General features: G+C 50.8%; 9 protein-coding genes. 3 read left to right on the top strand and 6 right to left on the bottom strand.

What is annotated here, in order from left to right; genetic code table 11:
• Positions 1–38 precede the first annotated feature (38 nt).
• The 6 genes from CCY01nite_RS19610 to CCY01nite_RS19585 form a co-directional block, all read right to left on the bottom strand.
• Entirely contained in the window at positions 39–2,249 is a 2,211-nt protein-coding gene (locus tag CCY01nite_RS19610; RefSeq protein ID WP_146865371.1) for a Gldg family protein, read from the bottom strand.
• The gene (locus CCY01nite_RS19605) at positions 2,246–3,190 is read right to left on the bottom strand and encodes an ABC transporter ATP-binding protein (protein WP_146865369.1); all 945 of its coding nucleotides are present in this window, start codon (positions 3,188–3,190) and stop codon (positions 2,246–2,248) included. The genes CCY01nite_RS19610 and CCY01nite_RS19605 overlap by 4 nt, the downstream gene beginning before the upstream one ends.
• Before the next feature lie 83 nt (positions 3,191–3,273).
• Positions 3,274–4,707, bottom strand: a complete 1,434-nt coding sequence (locus CCY01nite_RS19600) for a RagB/SusD family nutrient uptake outer membrane protein (protein ID WP_146865367.1) — start codon at positions 4,705–4,707, stop codon at positions 3,274–3,276.
• 11 nt (positions 4,708–4,718) lie between these two features.
• Entirely contained in the window at positions 4,719–8,207 is a 3,489-nt protein-coding gene (locus CCY01nite_RS19595) for a SusC/RagA family TonB-linked outer membrane protein (protein WP_186831163.1), read from the bottom strand.
• Positions 8,208–8,423: 216 nt separating this feature from the next.
• Entirely contained in the window at positions 8,424–9,677 is a 1,254-nt protein-coding gene (locus CCY01nite_RS19590) for a FecR domain-containing protein (protein ID WP_146865363.1), read from the bottom strand.
• A 106-nt stretch (positions 9,678–9,783) separates the two neighbouring features.
• Positions 9,784–10,374 carry an RNA polymerase sigma factor gene (locus tag CCY01nite_RS19585; protein ID WP_186831162.1) on the bottom strand — a complete coding sequence of 197 codons (591 nt, stop codon included), beginning with the start codon at positions 10,372–10,374 and terminating at the stop codon, positions 9,784–9,786.
• A gap of 73 nt (positions 10,375–10,447) precedes the next feature.
• On the opposite strand from CCY01nite_RS19585, the gene CCY01nite_RS19580 reads away from it, so the two are divergent.
• The 3 genes from CCY01nite_RS19580 to CCY01nite_RS19570 all read left to right on the top strand — a co-directional run bounded on the left by CCY01nite_RS19580 (position 10,448) and on the right by CCY01nite_RS19570 (position 16,230).
• Positions 10,448–11,194, top strand: a complete 747-nt coding sequence (locus CCY01nite_RS19580; RefSeq protein ID WP_146865359.1) for an RNA polymerase sigma factor — start codon at positions 10,448–10,450, stop codon at positions 11,192–11,194.
• A 53-nt stretch (positions 11,195–11,247) separates the two neighbouring features.
• Entirely contained in the window at positions 11,248–12,483 is a 1,236-nt protein-coding gene (locus CCY01nite_RS19575; protein WP_146865357.1) for a FecR family protein, read from the top strand.
• Positions 12,484–12,753: 270 nt separating this feature from the next.
• Positions 12,754–16,230, top strand: coding sequence for a SusC/RagA family TonB-linked outer membrane protein (locus CCY01nite_RS19570; protein WP_186831161.1), 3,477 nt, complete (start codon positions 12,754–12,756; stop codon positions 16,228–16,230).
• Positions 16,231–16,235: the final 5 nt, after the last annotated feature.

The raw sequence follows: 16,235 nt of genomic DNA, 5'->3' as shown, positions 1-16,235 counted from the left end.
TCTTTTTATTTTCGCCTTTTCAGCAAGGCAGGGCAATGTTATCTTCTTTTCCTGTACAACAGCAGCAGTGAAGCAAAGATCAGCAGTGCCCCCGGAATCACGCCGAAGAAGAATACCCGCATGGCAAGGATTCCTTTATCATCGGTGTCGATCACATCTTTCGATCTGATGGCGCCGGTGTTGACGGGGAACTCGCCGTAGGTGAACCAGCGGAACATTTCGGTGATCAGCGGCTGGTTCCAGATATACGGTTTGCGCCGTCCCAGTTCGCCGGAGCTCATGAAATCCGCGTCGCCGGTAACGATGATCCGCTGGGTTTTGCCCTGTATTTTCCTTTCGGCTGCAATCGCCAGCGCTTCCCTGTTTTTCGCAACCAGCAGCGGGATGGTGTGAAAACCCTGCTCCTGTCCGTACTGCAAACTTACCGCGCCCACCATGGATACTACGGCGCTATCCGCCCTGAATGCGGAAAGCCTGGGCGCCATGATCCCCGCGCTGTCTGCAAAGCGGGCCAGGATAAAATCGGGCGCATAGTCCCGGCTTTCTTCCAGTACCGGTGTTTCACCCGGCTGCACGCCCAGTTGCTGCAATAAAGGTCCTAGTATTTCCTGCGATCCCGGTTCGGTGATCACAAAAAGGTTCCTTCCGCTGGCGATATATTGCTCCAGCTTTGCCTGGGCGGCCTGCGGCAGCGCCGTTTTCGGGTCAGCGATCACCAGCACTGAGGTAGTTGCGGGAATTTCCCCGAAAGCGAGATTTACAGTATCCACATTGAAGCCCTGGTTGATCAGCGCGCCCCTGAACGTAAGCTCGTTCACAAACGTCCTGAAAGCCCCATCGCCCGCTTTGGTAATGCTTCTTTCTCCATTCCCGGTCACGAAAGTGACCAGCGGGATTTCAGCGGGTGTTACCAGGCGTTTCAGCGCCGCGGTAAACTCCTGCTCGCCGGGATATATCCGGATGTCGTTGTAATACCGGAGGAAGGTTTTTTTGTCGCCATACTGCAAGAGCCTTACCAGGCGGTTTTCTTCCGGGCCGAGGTCCACCTTTTTTTTGATCTCGTCCGGCGGCAGTACTTTTTTGTAGTCGAGGTCCTGGATGTCCGCTACTTTCTTTGCGATGGCGGCATCGCTTTCGCCGGGATAATTTTTGTAAAGCCCTTTGTTGTTGGAGAAATCATAATAATACACGTAGTCCATTTCCATATCCGGCATAAACCGGCGGTATGGTGTGAGTATCCTTTCATCCGCGCTTTTCTTTTCCGGCGCGCCGAGGTAATAATTATTATCGAGGATGTTCACGTAAGTGGTGACCTTCAGCGGCTGGTCCATTTTCTCTATCAGTTCGCGGCTTTGCGGGCCGAGCGTATGCGTCCGGGTAGCCGTCATATCGATATACCCCGTAAGCGCGGGCAGGGAACTGATGTAGCCGATGACGAAGCAGATGGCTATCAGCCCGAGATAACGGGCAGTGCGGGCATAAGCGGATCTGGCCTCTCGCTGGTCCTGCAGCCGCATACCGGTGATGGCGAGGAAAAAGCCGATCACCACGAAGAAATAAACAGCATCCTGCGAGCTGATCAACCCGAAAATGAATTGTTCCGTTCTGCCGGCGATGGACATGTAATAAGTGATGTGCCGCACGGCGTCATTGCCCTGGAACACGCTACCGATGAAGTTGAGGCCCGCCAGTACCGCCAGCGTGCTGATGGCCGCTACTACCTGGTAAGTGGTGAGCGAGGACATGAACAGACCGATGGCCGCATAGGCGCAGATGAGCAGGTACAGCCCCAGCGCTCCGGAAGCCAGCAGCGACCAGTCGATATGCTGGATAAAGAACGAACCGGAAATAGCATACAGGCAGATGATGACCAGCAACAGCGCGCCGTATCCCATCATGGCTACATATTTACCCAGTACAATGTCCCTTACCTTGATGGGAGAAGACAGCAGCAGCTTGATGGAACCGCTGTGCATTTCCCGGCTGATCAGCCCCATGGTGAGCAAGGGAATATAAAAGTAGAGGGTACTTTTCACACCGGGATAAAACCCTTCCTGCAGGCCGGCAAACACCATGGAGGTGACATCGGAAAAATGATTGCCCATCCGTTGCGCCCTGCCTATCATCTGCAGGTAGTATATAAAATTAACGCCGATCTGTATCGGGAACACGATTAAAATGAGCCATGCTACCGGCGAATGAAACAGGAGGCTCAGCTCCTGGCGGGCTATTCTGAATATTAATTTCATGGTTGTACGGCAGGTTTAGATTTTTTATTGGATAACTGTGCGAAGATGGCGTCGAGGGAACTTTTTTCCAGTGTGATCTCCTTCAGGCGCCATTTGCGGAGAACGCTTGTTTCCACGAGGTTTTCCGCGATGTCCGCTCCCGTTTCGAATCTTAAACGGATGGTTTTCTCCGTGAGGAACTGCACTTCCTTAATGCCTTTGATGGCTCTCAGCTCCGCTTCTCCGGGCGGGTTTTCCAGTGTGGCGATGAGGCTGTCCGGCTCAATGTAGTTGTTGAACGATTCCATCGTGTCCTTGAACACGATCTTGCCGCCTTCGATCATGATGATGTCCTGGCAGGTGGCCTGTATTTCTGAAAGGATGTGCGAAGAGAAGATCACCGCGCGGTCGGCGGCAATTTCCTTGATGAGTTGCCGTACTTCAAGTATCTGGTTGGGATCGAGGCCGTTGGTAGGCTCGTCCAGCACCACCAGCTGCGGCGTATGGATGATCGCCTGCGCGATGCCCACCCTTTGACGGTAACCGCCGGAAAGGTTGCCGATAAGCCGGTTGCTGAAATGCGCTACGCCGCATCTTTCCTTCACCATATCCACCGCTGCTTTTATCCGGCGTTTCTCAATCAGCCGGAGATGGGCGCAGAAGGTGAGGTATTCATCTACGGTTTGCTCAAGGTAGAGCGGCGCATTTTGCGGGAGGAAGCCGATCCTTTTCTTGGCTTCTTCCGGATGGGTCCTCATATCGATGCCTTCGATCAGCACGCGGCCAAGGGTCTGGCTCAACACGCCGCAAAGGATGTTCATGGTGGTGGACTTGCCCGCGCCATTGGAACCGAGCAACCCCACGATGCCTTTTTTATTGATCCCGAAGCTGACATCTTTCACCGCCCAGTCTTTACTGTAGCGGTGTGACAGTGCTTCGATCTTAACGATATTATCTTGCATGGTGATTTAAATTGATCAACAGGAGGTGAATGGCGCCGGCAATTGCCGGCGCCATAGATGGATAGGGAAAGACAGGAAAGATGTTAAGGATTCAACGGCCAGTCAGGATTGAACACGGCAGCGTTCGGCCACAGCTGGCGCAGGTATTTATCGCTGTTGGGTTGCAATTCATACTCGATGCCTTCCGCGGTATGTTTGATGACCTTCTGAAAACGGGGCTCTTTGTTCAGCCTTTTCAGATCGATGACCCGCATGCCCGTGAACGCCAGCTCCCGCCTTCTTTCTTCCAGCACAAAACGCAAAACACGTTCATCATCATTACCGAAATCCGCGGGCGTAAAAGCCTGGTAAGCGGCCGGCGTGATCCTGTTCAAACGCAGCTTGTTGACATCCGCCAGGGCGTCCGCCAGTTGCCCGTCACGCGCGAGGCATTCGGCGCGCACGAGGTACATTTCCGGCACATTGAGATAGTTGCTGTAGTAGTCGCCGCGCAGGAAGATCTTCACGCCGTACCTGGACATATAATTGAACGGCGGCGCGGGCGGCCATCCGTCTGCGTAGTATAATGTCCACCGTTTATCGTCGTCGGTAAAGAGGGCGCTCAGTTCCGGGGAGGCGCAAACATCCATGCCCAGTCCGAAGGGACGCAGGAAATGCCGGGCCACAATGGTTTCAGGGTGGAGCTGCCCGTCCGGTATGTCCGTCCATCCCAGCGGCTGCCCCGGTACATTCGGGAACGGTCCGGGAATGATGATGTTGTAATCATTCATATTGGCCAGCGTGCTTTGCAGGGAAAGCGCCGAGTCCGCATTCTTCTTAGCGTTGACGTAATCGCCCATGAACAGGTAAGCTCTGGCGAGCAGTGCAAACCCGCCGGCTTTGCTGGCTCTGAATTTCGTCAGCTTATTTTTCAACGGCAGGTCAGCGATGGCGGCGTTGGCATCGCTCAGCACCTGGTCGTACACCTCCTTCACCGTATTCCTTACAAACTTCGCGTTAATGTCCGCTATCAGCGCAATAGGTATACCCGGCTCTGTGGCCGCTGTGGCAGCATCATAATGATGCGCGTACACATTCACCAGCTGCAGGTGTTCCATGGCGCGGCCAAGGTAGGCTTCCGCGCGAACGCTTTTCTTGTTGGCTTCCGTTCCTTCGGTAGCCTCCATGATATTGTTGATGATGCTGTTGTAGTAGAAGATTCTTTTATAGCCTTCGCTCCACAGGAAATCGTTGGCGCCCTGCTCGTAGGGAGAAGGGTTGAAGGTATAGATCTGCCGGCCCCACAATTGTTGCTTCGTGTACAGATTACCGGGTTCTCCTTCGGGCAGAAAAGCGTCGTCGGACATCAGGTCCCAGAAGTAATCGCCAAAGTTCACGGTGGTGCCGGAGTTGAGCATGTTCTCGTAGTCGGACACCGTTGCCGGGATGAATTTGTCTTTGGGTTTTATATCCAGGAACTTGGTACAGCCGGATAAGGTCAGTATGCTGATGATGATATACAGATGTAATTTCTTCATGATTCCTCTTTTTAGAATGTGATATCTATTCCGGCCATGTAAACAGGCATCACCGGCAGCCTTCTGTTGGCGTACTGGCTGGCGATCTCGTAGGCTTCAGGATCGATTCCCACGGAGTTGTTCACCCAGCGGAAGGGGTTTTGCACCTGCAGCGTGAGTTTGGCGGAGGAGAGCTTTTTGATGCGGGACAGCATGGGCGCAAAGTTGTAGGAGAGCGCGATGTCCCTTACCTTGATAAAATCTGCTTTGAGCACGTTCTGATCGGATGCGTACCATATGAGCGTGTAATAGCTGCCGCCATTGCCTTTCAGATCGGGCGCGGGCGCCATGCCGGGGATATTTTCATCACCGGGCTTGCGCCAGAAATTCATGGCTCTCGCGTCCACATTCCTGTTGAGGGCGCCGTAGTTCAGCGGCGGCACCACATCTCTTATAACATGCCCGCCGTTGGCGATGATCATGATGCTGAGGGAAAGCTGCTTGTAGGAAAAGCTGTTAGTGAACCCGGAGGTATATTTCGGACGCAGCGTACCGCTGTACACCAGCCCGTTGATGTCAGTCATATTCGCCACGATGGCGCCGGTCTGGTCGTAGTTGGTGACTACTTTTCCGGCAGCATCGTACACCCTCATGGAGCCGTTGGTGGGATCAAGCCCGGCGGACCGGAAGCTGAACACCGCGTCCATCGGGTAGCCGATGCGGTTTACACCGTATCCTCCCGTGAGAACAAGGTAGTTTTCTCCGAGCGTATTGATCTCGGTCATCCTGTTCTTGTTGAAACTCATGGACAGCGTGCTGCTCCAGGTAAAGTGTTTCTTTACGATGTTCCGGGTGCTGAGCGCCAGTTCGATGCCTTTGTTGTTCATGCTGCCGTAGTTGATCAGGGCGCTCGGGAATGCATTGGTAGGGTCTATGGCCTTTTCTCCCAGCAGGTCCGTGGTGTTGCGGATGTAATAATCTATTGATCCGGACACACGGTTATTCAGCACGGTAAAATCCACACCAACATTGGTAGTAGCAGTGCGCTCCCATCTCAATAATTTGTTGGGCGGATAGATGATATCCGTAGCGGTGGCATTGGCTTCGGAGAAGAAGGTAGACCTTGCCTGCAGGTAAGGCCCTACCGTTCTGGCCACGTTCCCGCCAAGCCCGTAGGTAGAGCGGATGCTCAGGCTGTTCAGCCAGCTGATATCTTTCATGAAGTCTTCTTCCGTCAACCGCCAGCTGGCGCCAACGGACCACAGGGGCACATAGCGGTAACGCGGATCGGTGCCGAAGAGGTTGGAGTTGTCTATACGCACGCTGCCGGTAACGTTGTATTTTCCGTTGTAGGTGTAGCCGGCGTTGGCGTAGGCTGAAATATACCGGTCCTCACCGTAATTGAAATTGTTATTCTGGTTGTATCTCCAGGAGAACGTGCTGGTGAGGGACTCTGTCCCTTTCAGATTACCGAGGGCAATTTCATCTACGGGCAGGTATTGCAGATTGTTATCGTTGTAGCCCATTTTGAATACGGAAGTAGATGAATTTACGATGGCCCGGCGCTCCATGCCGGCGAGGGCAGACAGGTGATGTTTCGGGCTGATACGCTTGTCGAAATTCAGTTGCGCGCGGGCGGTATAGGATTTTGAGCTTCCTCTTGTTTCAAATAGCCGTCCACCGTCGGGCACGTTTTTCACCAGTTCACCATTGATGAGTTGCGCCGCATCGTTGATCATATTTTTGGTATAATAGGAATCGGAGGCGTAGTAAGATTTATTATAGCTGCTGCCGCGCTCTGTCTGGTATTTCAGGTCCAGCGTAAGACCGCTGATTATCTTCACTGTGAAGCCACCCTGCAGCCTGAAATAATTCGCGGCATTGGAAAAACCTGCTTTATCCAGTTCTTCGAGCGGATAAAATGTTTCATCATACAATCCAATGCTTTTCAGCCGTTCGATCTCGTAAGGTGATTTCAGTTTGGTGACCGGAACGGGGCTTCCATCGGAATTTCGGAAGATCTCATAAGGCATGCCGCGGTAATAGGTATCCGGGAGCTCCGTACCGAATGTATTATCACGGATATTCGTAAAGGCGCCTATTTCAGCGTCCAGCCATTCAAACACCTTTATCCTGTCTTTCAGCCCTATGTTGATGTCTTCAGTACGGGTACGCAACCCGTAGTCCCTGTTGCCAGTATAGTTCATCATGATATTATACTGGTGAATATCGTTCCCACCACTAACGGAAAAAGCGTGGCGATGCTTGATGCGGCTGCGCATGAACAGGTCTTCCACCTGGCTTTGCCCGTCCGCTTTCCTCAGATTATCCAGGATAGTATTGAGTTCCGTTTCATCTATCAGGCCCTGTTCGTGGTTGTACAGGGCTTCCATGGCTTTGGGCTGGCCCGCGCGCCGGATCGCGTCGTTGTAAGTGGGGTGCCACATGTTGAAGGTTTCCTGCTGCAGATCTACCATCTGGGAAGAATTGAGCAGGTTCATGTAACCGGCATCCGGTTTGGCGGTGAGGAATGCAGTGCTGCTGAAGTTGACGGTCAGCTTGCGGCTGCTGCCGTGGCGGGTAGTGATGGAGATCACACCGTTGGCGGCCCTGGTACCGTAAATGGAGGCTGCCGCCGCATCTTTCATCACCGTTACATTCACCACATCGGCAGGGTTGAGGAAGTCCAAATCGCCTTCATACGGAAAACCGTCCACCACATACAGCGGCCGCTGGTTACCGTAGAGTGTGGAGAGCCCGCGGATATTGACCTCCCCGTTCTGCATGAAAAGGCCCGGCACCGTACCTTCCAGCCGGTCCATAATACTGGTTTCCATCCTCGCGCCAAGCGTTTCTTCCGTGATCACGCCGAATGACCCGGTGGCGCGCTCTTTGGGGATGGACTGGTACCCGGTATTGGCCGTAACGTTCAGTTCCGTCAATGTGGATGAGCTGACTGCCAGCACTACATTGCCGATGCTGCCCCTTTGCACCATCGCCCGCGTGATGGCGATCTCTTTTGTTTTATAACCGATGAAGCTGATGCGGAGGATGTTCCCGGCCATCACAGGAAGCGAAAAGCTCCCTTCTGTATTTGTAATGGCGGTGTGGCTGCCGCCTATGATCTGCACCGTGGCGCCGATCAGGACAGCCCCCGTGCTGTCGGTCACCCGGCCGGTCACCGGCGAATCCGCCGCCGGCGCCGCCCCGCCCTCTGCGGGCCGGGCGGGCTTGCTGTACAACATGATAGTGTTGTCCGCTATCCTGTAGCTGAAAGGCTGATCTTTCACCACGAGGTCAAGGAACCTCGTCAGCGGCATATCCTCTACGGACAATGATACCGTACCTGCCTGCTGCAGCAGCTCGGATTTGCCCCAGACCACGAAACCGGTTTGCTTTTTAATGGCGGCAAACAGCTTTTTCACCGGCACATCCTTTCCGGAGAAAGTGATGGACTGGGAAAAGCTGCTGGCTGATACGTGTAAACAAATGGCGAGAAGGAGAATACTGGTTAGTCTCATGATCCGGAGCATTTTGGTTGGGAGCCGGCACGGCAAGTCCCAACGGCTCCAAAAAGCAGTTTTTTGCATAGATTTGCAACGTTTGGTTGTTAGAAATGGAGGTCTCGAAACCCGATTTTGAATCAGCCAGCCCTTTGAGTGATCAAAGGTTGCCGGAAGTGTTAGCGCACCTCCGGCTTTTTTTTGCCGGTTGATCTGTTTTTTTTCAGTTTTATGTTAAGGCATTACGATCAGGCGCGGCCCTTCTTCCAGGCGGAAATGCACATCGGACCTTTCCAGGCCGGTCAATACATCGGAGAGCTTCAGCGTCCGGCTCATCTCCCCAAAGAACCGCACGTCCGGCACATTTCCTTCATACACCACTTCCAGGTCGTACCAGCGTTCCAGCTGGCGCATCATTTCCCGCAGGCCCACGCCATCGAAATTGAACAACCCGTTCTTCCAGGCGATGGCCTTTTCCATGTTTGCGTTGTGCGTTACTTCCATGCTTTCACTGCCAGCCTGCAGCTGATCGCCCGGCTTTAATACCACCCCGCTGCCGTTTTTGCCGGTAAGGGATATTCTCACAGCTCCCTCCACCAGCGTGGTGTAGCTGTTTTTTTCATTCGTATAGGCGTTCACATTGAATGCGGTGCCGAGTACTTCAAGGTCTATTTTCCCGGGTACTTTTAATTTAAAGGGCTGCGAAGCATTTTTAGCTACTTCGAAATAGGCTTCCCCGGAGAACTCCACCAGGCGCTCCGTGCCGGAGAAAGCCGTCGGGAACCGCAGGGAGCTGGTGGCGTTGAGCCACACTTTGGTGCCGTCCGGCAATACCACCCGGAACTGCCGGCCTTTTGAGGTGGTGATAGTATTATATTTTACCTCACCGGAGCCGGGGTCTTCGGGCGTGTATTGCAGCCCGTTATCCTTCAGCATTACGGAGGTGCCGTTCTGGCGGGTGATAACGCCGTTGCCGGCGCTGTCCAGCACCATTTGGGAGCCATCGGCCAGTGTAAGAACGGCGCCGTTTCTTCCGGGTTCCGCGTCCAGCAGCTTGTGTTCCGCGACTGTGGAGGCTGGTGCTGGCTGACGATGGCGGTTCATAAACCAGGCGCCCGCGCCTGTGAGCAGTATTATTGCCGCGGCCCCCCATCTTCTCCATCCGTGCAGGAAATGCACCTTTGGCGCGCGCTTGCCGGGATTACCGTTGCTCATCCCGTCAATGCCTTCGCTGGTGAGCCGTGTTGCGGGCACTCCGGACAACTTGTCCGACATCAATATCTGGTCCGCCACCGCCATCCAGTGCTGCTCATCGAAGGCGGGCTGCGGTTGCGGCCGGTGTTCCTCCAGCCAGCTTTCCACCTCCTCGATGGAAATACCGGTTTCCCCCCGTTCCACCAAAGCGGTCAGTTCGTTCAGTTCTTCCTCTGTGGCGGTGCGTGCTGCGAGGCGTTCCAGTAAATATGTCAGGCGGGCGTTATGCTCCATGGATGTCCCTTTGTATATACCAGACAATTGAGCGGGGAATTGGTACCGAAAAAAAGAAAAGTTTTTTTTGGAGCAGGTGAAAATCAAGCGGATGGCTGGCGCCGGTTCAGATGAAGATGCTGATCAATACAGCGAGGAAAAAGGAATAACCGGCCTTTTGCAGGGAGGCCCGGATATTTTTCAGGGCCATGACCAGCAGGTTCTTCACCGTGCTGACGGCCAGGCCCATATGTTGCGCGATTTCATTGATGCTCAGCGCCTGTTCACGGCTCAGGCGGTAGATCTGCCGTTGCTTGTCGGGTAATTGCTGCACGGCTTTATTCACCAGGCCGAGCAGCTGCCGGAATTCGATCATATCCGCTACGGGCAGGGATTTGTTCTTTTCATATCCAACGGCATCCATCACTTTGCCATGGATCATTTGGCGGCGGACGTAATTCACGGCCTGGAAGAAACATATTTTTTTGATCCAGGAGGCGGGTTGGTCTACTTCCGCCAACTGGTCGCGGGCTACCCATATTTTGAGGAAAGTATCCTGCACCAGGTCGTCCGCCACGGCCATTGATCCCGTGATACGCGCCGCCAGTGCCTGCAGGCGCGGTGCGTAGATCTCGAACAGCTGCCGGAAGGCTGATTCATCGCCCGCTGCAATCCGTTTATAAAGGTCAGGTGTGTCCGTAAAATGGCCGTCGTTCAATGAAGCGATATTGATTATTGAATGTGTTACGCTATTGAATGGTGAAAACTAATGGGATGAAAAGATTTTGGTTATGCCCAATCGGGAACGAATTTCGGCAAATTCTGCGGGATATGCAATGGGGTGGGTGGTGGAGAGGTACATGCGCATTGGAATACGCGGGCACAGAGGCACAATTCCTGTTTTTTCTTACTTTTATGGCTATCAACTAACTTCTGCAGGGAGAATGAATCATCATACGACAGATAATGAGAAATACCTGCTACAGCAAGTAGCGGAAGGTCATGCAGCAGCATTTGCCTTGTTGGTTGATCTTTTCTGGAAAAGGGTATATGGCAGTACGCTCGCCCTTACCAAATCTCCGCAAACTGCCGAAGAACTAACACAGGACATCTTTTTGAAAATATGGGAACAGCGCACAAGTCTTCCACAAGTGGAGAATTTCGGCGTTTATATTTATGTTATTGGCCGTAACCAGGTAATCTCCGCCATGCGTAAAAAAGTAATGGCGATCGTTCCGGATATGCCTGGCGACCTGGTGGAAGAAATGTCCTCTCCCGATCTGCAACTGGAATTAAAAGAAACAAGCGGATTGATTTATGCCGGTATTGAAGCGCTCTCCCCTGTACGCCGGAAGATCTTCAAAATGAGCCGCATAAACGGGCTTACATATGATGAAATAGCTACCGAGTTGGGCATTTCTAAAAACACGGTAAAAGAGCATGTCGTATTGGCACTGGGTTTTCTAAGAAGATATTTGCAGGACCATTCGGACAAAACCGTGCCGGTAATCGTACTGGCTTTGCACTGCTTTCGGTAAAATATTTTGATTCCCACCCCCCTTCTCCGGAATATAAAAGCGTCCTTCTAAGTATGGAGCAGGAAACTTTCCGCAAATTACTGGATAAATATCTTACTGGCGACCTGAATACCGCTGAAAAGGCTATGCTGTCTTCAATGATCGCCCAGCCAGAACATAAAGCGGCACTCGAAGGTTTTGTGCAGCAGGTAATGACTGCATCCACCTATGAAGAAGCTTATCCTCCTGACATCAAAGAGCGGTTGGATGTTTTTCTTAATGCACGCATGCACCCGGTACGGATGCGTGCCCAACGCATTTGGTGGGCCGCCGCGTCAATTATTCTCTTTATCGGCGCGACTGTAGCTATTATCGTGTCTTCTGACAGGCAGTCATCCCCCCCGGTTGCAACCGTTGTTCAGCAGTACATGGACAGGGCACCAGGTAGAAATGGGGCTATTCTCACCTTGGCGGATGGCAGCGAAGTACTGCTGGATAGCGTGGCAAGCGGTACAGTAGTGTCATTGCAGGGTGGGGCCGCGGCAAAGATCGTGAATGGAGCATTGCTATATGAAAGCAATGGGAACGAATTGATGTATAATAAGATAACCACACCCAAAGGGCGCCAGTTTCACCTGACATTGCCCGACGGTACCGGTGTATGGCTGAACAGCGCCAGCACTATTCGTTATCCCACTGTCTTCTTGGGTAATGAGCGCCGTGTGGAAATGGCAGGCGAGGGTTATTTTGAAGTAGCGAAGAATAAAAAAATGCCGTTCCGGGTAAACATAAATAGTCGGGCTGAAGTGGAGGTATTAGGCACACATTTCAACATAAATGCTTACGAGAATGAAGAGAACATTACTGCAACGCTGATAGAAGGCAGCGTAGAAGTAAAAGTATTGCCTGCCCCCCGTTCCGTTACGGGGTCCTCCTCAAAAGTTGCGTCTTCAGAACCGCCGGGATCGAATTCTCCGGTTGCCCAAAAGAGACAACCTGGAATAGTTTTGAAACCCGGACAGCAGGCTCAAATTTCGGATGCGGTGCGTGTAATCAACGATGCCAATATAGACAACGTGACGGCGTGGAAAACAGGGTTCTTTATTTTTACCGATCTAACATTCGATCAGGTTATGCGGCAACTTGAACGCTGGTATGATATTGAAGTAGTGTTTGAGAAAGGAATACCGGAAAGGCAAATCAGGGGGGAAATGACCAGAAACACCCCACTGACCAGCGTACTGAAATACTTTGAAAAAATCGGGATTCGCTATCGGCTGGAGGGAAGAAAACTGACTATTCTGCCGTAACAGAATGTCGCGCCATTTCAGGAACCGGGCGAGTTGCCCTGTAATACCATGAATAGTACACCGGGCGGCATTTTCCGCCCCGTTACAATAATCCGGGATCAAAAAACCGGAAGCGATTGGGCTCGCTTCCGGCAAAAGTCTGGATGATCCTTCAACGGCTGACAACCATTTTATTCACAACCAAACCTTTGCAAATCTATGCAAAAAAACTGCTATTGGGGACTCCTCAAATCATCGGAGTACCAGGGCCTTGCCAAAATCATGAGGACAATGAGAATTACCGCTTTTCTGCTGACAATTGTTTTTATTCATGCACATGCTTCCAGCTCGGCACAGTACATAACCCTTCAAGGTAAGAAGCTGACCATAGACCAGGTGCTCCATTCCATAAAAAAGCAAACAGGCTTTGGGGCCATTTACAATGCCGGCACTTTTAAAACCAGTCATACATATTCCATCTCCGCGAGTAATATGCCCTTGCGTGAGTTGCTCAATCTGGTTGTACAAGGTCTGCCAGTGAAATACTACATAGATGGGGAAACAATTTTTTTTACACAAAAGTTAACCAATACGACAATTGGCCAGCCAAATACAGCCAGTCAGGAACCACCTCCTGTCAGGATCAGGGTCATTGATTCTGCGGGAATACCCTTGCCTGGCGCTTCAATTCTTAATAAAAACACAAACGTTTCAGGCGTAACTGATGGTGACGGGTTTATAAGCCTGAACGCCTCGGAAGGGGACGTGCTGCTGGTATCCTATGTAGGTATGGAACCCAAAACTATCAAATTGAGCCAGTCAAACCTCGAAAATGGCACGCTGGCTATTATGCTTCAGTACTCCATTTCCGCTCTGGCTACGGTAGAAGTAAGTGTAAGCACCGGATATCAGACCATACCCAGAGAAAGAGCTACCGGCAGTTTCGTAGTGATCGACAGCGCTTTGCTGAACAGAAGTATATCAACAAATATTCTGGATCGCCTGGATGGAACAACGAGCGGGCTTATTTTTAATAAAAGCCTTACTAACCAGGGAAACAATGCAACAATATCCATAAGAGGAAGAAGTACGCTTTTTGCTAATCCGGACCCCTTAATAGTGTTGGACAATTTCCCCTACGATGGGGACCTGAATAATATCAATCCTGCGGATATAGAATCAGTCACCATATTAAAGGATGCCGCGGCCGCGAGTATCTGGGGCGTAAGGGCCGGCAACGGTGTGATCGTGATCACCACAAAGAGAGGGAAATATAATCAGAAACCGACCATTCATTTCACAAACAATTTAACACTGAAGGCTAAACCTGATCAATACTACCTCCCTCGTTTAAGTTCCGCGGAGTACATAGATGCAGAGCGATTCCTGTTCGAAAAAGGAGCTTACAATACCACAATAAACAATGGGTTTGGCGCCATCTCGGACGTAGTTGACATTCTGACCCGGCAACGAAACAACAGCATAACTGAGCAGGAAGCAGCAACGGCGCTGGACCGTCTAAAAAATCAGGATGTCAGAAATGATATCAACAAATACCTCCTCAGAGAAAGTATTTTGCAGCAACATCAGTTGAATATAAATGGCGGCGGCCTTAACAACAGGTATTTTATTTCAACCGCCTACGACAGAAACAAAAATGCTGCTGTAAGCGATCAATTTGACAGAATAACAATTACAGCCAATAACACCTATCAGCTATTGAATAACAGAGCCGAATTGTTTACCGGAATTACATTTACCAACAGTATAACCAGAAGTAATATCACCAGCTATTCCCCTTTTACCCCTTATGAACAACTGGCCGACCCCAACGGGAATGCATTACCGGTCTACGGAGGTCTGCAATTACTCCGCAGGTCCTATATAGATACTGCCGGGGATGGTAAGCTGCTGGACTGGAATTTCAGACCTCTTGAAGAGCGGTATGCGAATACGAAAGATGGGCTTACGGACTACAGAATAAATACAACCTTCAAGTACTCGTTGCTGGACGGCCTGGATATTTCGCTGAACTATCAATATGAAAGAGCAAATGGCTCAAGAGAAAATCTGAACAACGTTAACTCCTTCTTCACCCGTAACCTGATCAACACTCATAGCATAACAGACGGCCTTACAGGGGATATCCGAAGAGTTATTCCCACAGGTGACATCATCAACCGCCGTAACAACTCATTTGGCTCGCACTATGGCCGCTTTCAACTGAACTTTAGCAGAAAGTTCCGTCAACACCACGATGTGAATGTTGTGGCCGGCATCGAGGTAAAAAGCTATAGATCCGATTATAACTCCCAGACTTTATACGGCTATGATCCGTTAACGGCATCGAATCAGAATGCTACAATAGATTTCACAGCACTCTATCCTCTATTCTATAATCCGGCGCGTTCCGGCCGTATTCCGTCAGAGCAGATGGAACAGTGGGCGTCAGACCGTTACCGGTCTTACTATTTCAACGGCTCCTACGGTTTCAAAAGCCGCTATATTCTGTCTCTCAGCGCAAGGAAAGATCAATCCAACCTGTTTGGTGTTAATTCCAATCAGAAAGGTGTACCATTATGGTCAGCGGGTTTCCTCTACAAGTTAAGTGAGGAAGATTTCTATAACATTTCATGGCTACCCAAACTGGCGATAAGGGCGACATATGGATATAACGGGAATGTTGACAGAAGCATGTCTGCCCTTTTTACCTCTACCCTCTTTACTTATAACATGTACAATGTGTTATATGCAAGAGTGGTTAATCCACCCAATCCTTCTCTCCGGTGGGAAAAAATAGAAAATATCAACTTAGGGCTTGATTTTTCCATTCATGGCAACATCTTGCAGGGAAGTATCGAATATTACAGGAAAAAAGGGTTGGATCTGATAGGCAGTGCATCTATAGCTCCCCAAACAGGTATATCAAGCTTTAAAGGTAACACAGCAAATATTCTGACAAACGGAATTGATGTAGTTCTGCATGCCGTTATCAGCGACAGGAAGATAAAATGGAACACCGACTTTTTGTTGAGTTTCACCAGGGACAAGGTAACCAAATATGACTTCAAACAATCTACCAATCTGACGGTTGCCAGGAGCAATCCACAAAACCCTGCTGTAAACTACCCCTACTATGCTCTTTTCAGCTTTGCCTGGGAGGGGCTGAACGCCGAAGGCAATCCCGTTGGTATAGCAGATGGTTCTGAAAGCACTAACTATGCAGCTATTCTTAACTCCACAAATACCGAAGCCCTGGTTTACAGTGGAAATGCCACACCGGCCACTTTCGGATCTTTACGAAATACATTTTCATTCGGCAGGGCCTCTCTTTCCGCCAATATCACCTATAAACTCGGCTATTACTTCCGGCGCAACTCAATTAGCTACGCAACATTGCTAAATGGAGGAGTAAACGCATACCAGCAGGCAGATTACTCAAAAAGATGGCAGCAACCTGGCGATGAACTGCGAACGAATGTTCCTTCCTTCACCTATCCGGCAAACGCCAACCGGGATAATTTTTACCAGTACTCCACTGCGTTAATCGAGAATGCCAGCCACATCAGGCTGCAGGATATCCAGTTTAACTATCTGCTCAATACAGGAGCACGTTTCCCGTTAAAAAACGCCAGGCTTATACTATATGTAAGAAACATCGGTATATTATGGAAATCTACTGATCACAACATTGATCCCGACTTCACCCTGGGCAATGCAATACCGGATCCGCTCAGCGTATCGATGGGCATTAACTTCAACCTTTAATTTAT

It is taken from the genome of Chitinophaga cymbidii (assembly GCF_007992715.1).
Lineage (GTDB): Bacteria > Bacteroidota > Bacteroidia > Chitinophagales > Chitinophagaceae > Chitinophaga > Chitinophaga cymbidii.
Note: the sequence above shows the minus strand (reverse complement) of the source record. Positions and strands in the feature narration are given on the sequence as shown.

Bases quoted from the DNA above. Each gene is read 5' to 3' on its own strand.
- CCY01nite_RS19610 (WP_146865371.1), bottom strand. From the start codon at position 2,249: ATGAAATTAATATTCAGAATAGCCCGCCAGGAGCTGAGCCTCCTGTTT.
- CCY01nite_RS19605 (WP_146865369.1), bottom strand. From the start codon at position 3,190: ATGCAAGATAATATCGTTAAGATCGAAGCACTGTCACACCGCTACAGT.
- CCY01nite_RS19600 (WP_146865367.1), bottom strand. From the start codon at position 4,707: ATGAAGAAATTACATCTGTATATCATCATCAGCATACTGACCTTATCC.
- CCY01nite_RS19595 (WP_186831163.1), bottom strand. From the start codon at position 8,207: ATGAGACTAACCAGTATTCTCCTTCTCGCCATTTGTTTACACGTATCA.
- CCY01nite_RS19590 (WP_146865363.1), bottom strand. From the start codon at position 9,677: ATGGAGCATAACGCCCGCCTGACATATTTACTGGAACGCCTCGCAGCA.
- CCY01nite_RS19580 (WP_146865359.1), top strand. From the start codon at position 10,448: ATGCCCAATCGGGAACGAATTTCGGCAAATTCTGCGGGATATGCAATG.
- CCY01nite_RS19575 (WP_146865357.1), top strand. From the start codon at position 11,248: ATGGAGCAGGAAACTTTCCGCAAATTACTGGATAAATATCTTACTGGC.
- CCY01nite_RS19570 (WP_186831161.1), top strand. From the start codon at position 12,754: ATGAGAATTACCGCTTTTCTGCTGACAATTGTTTTTATTCATGCACAT.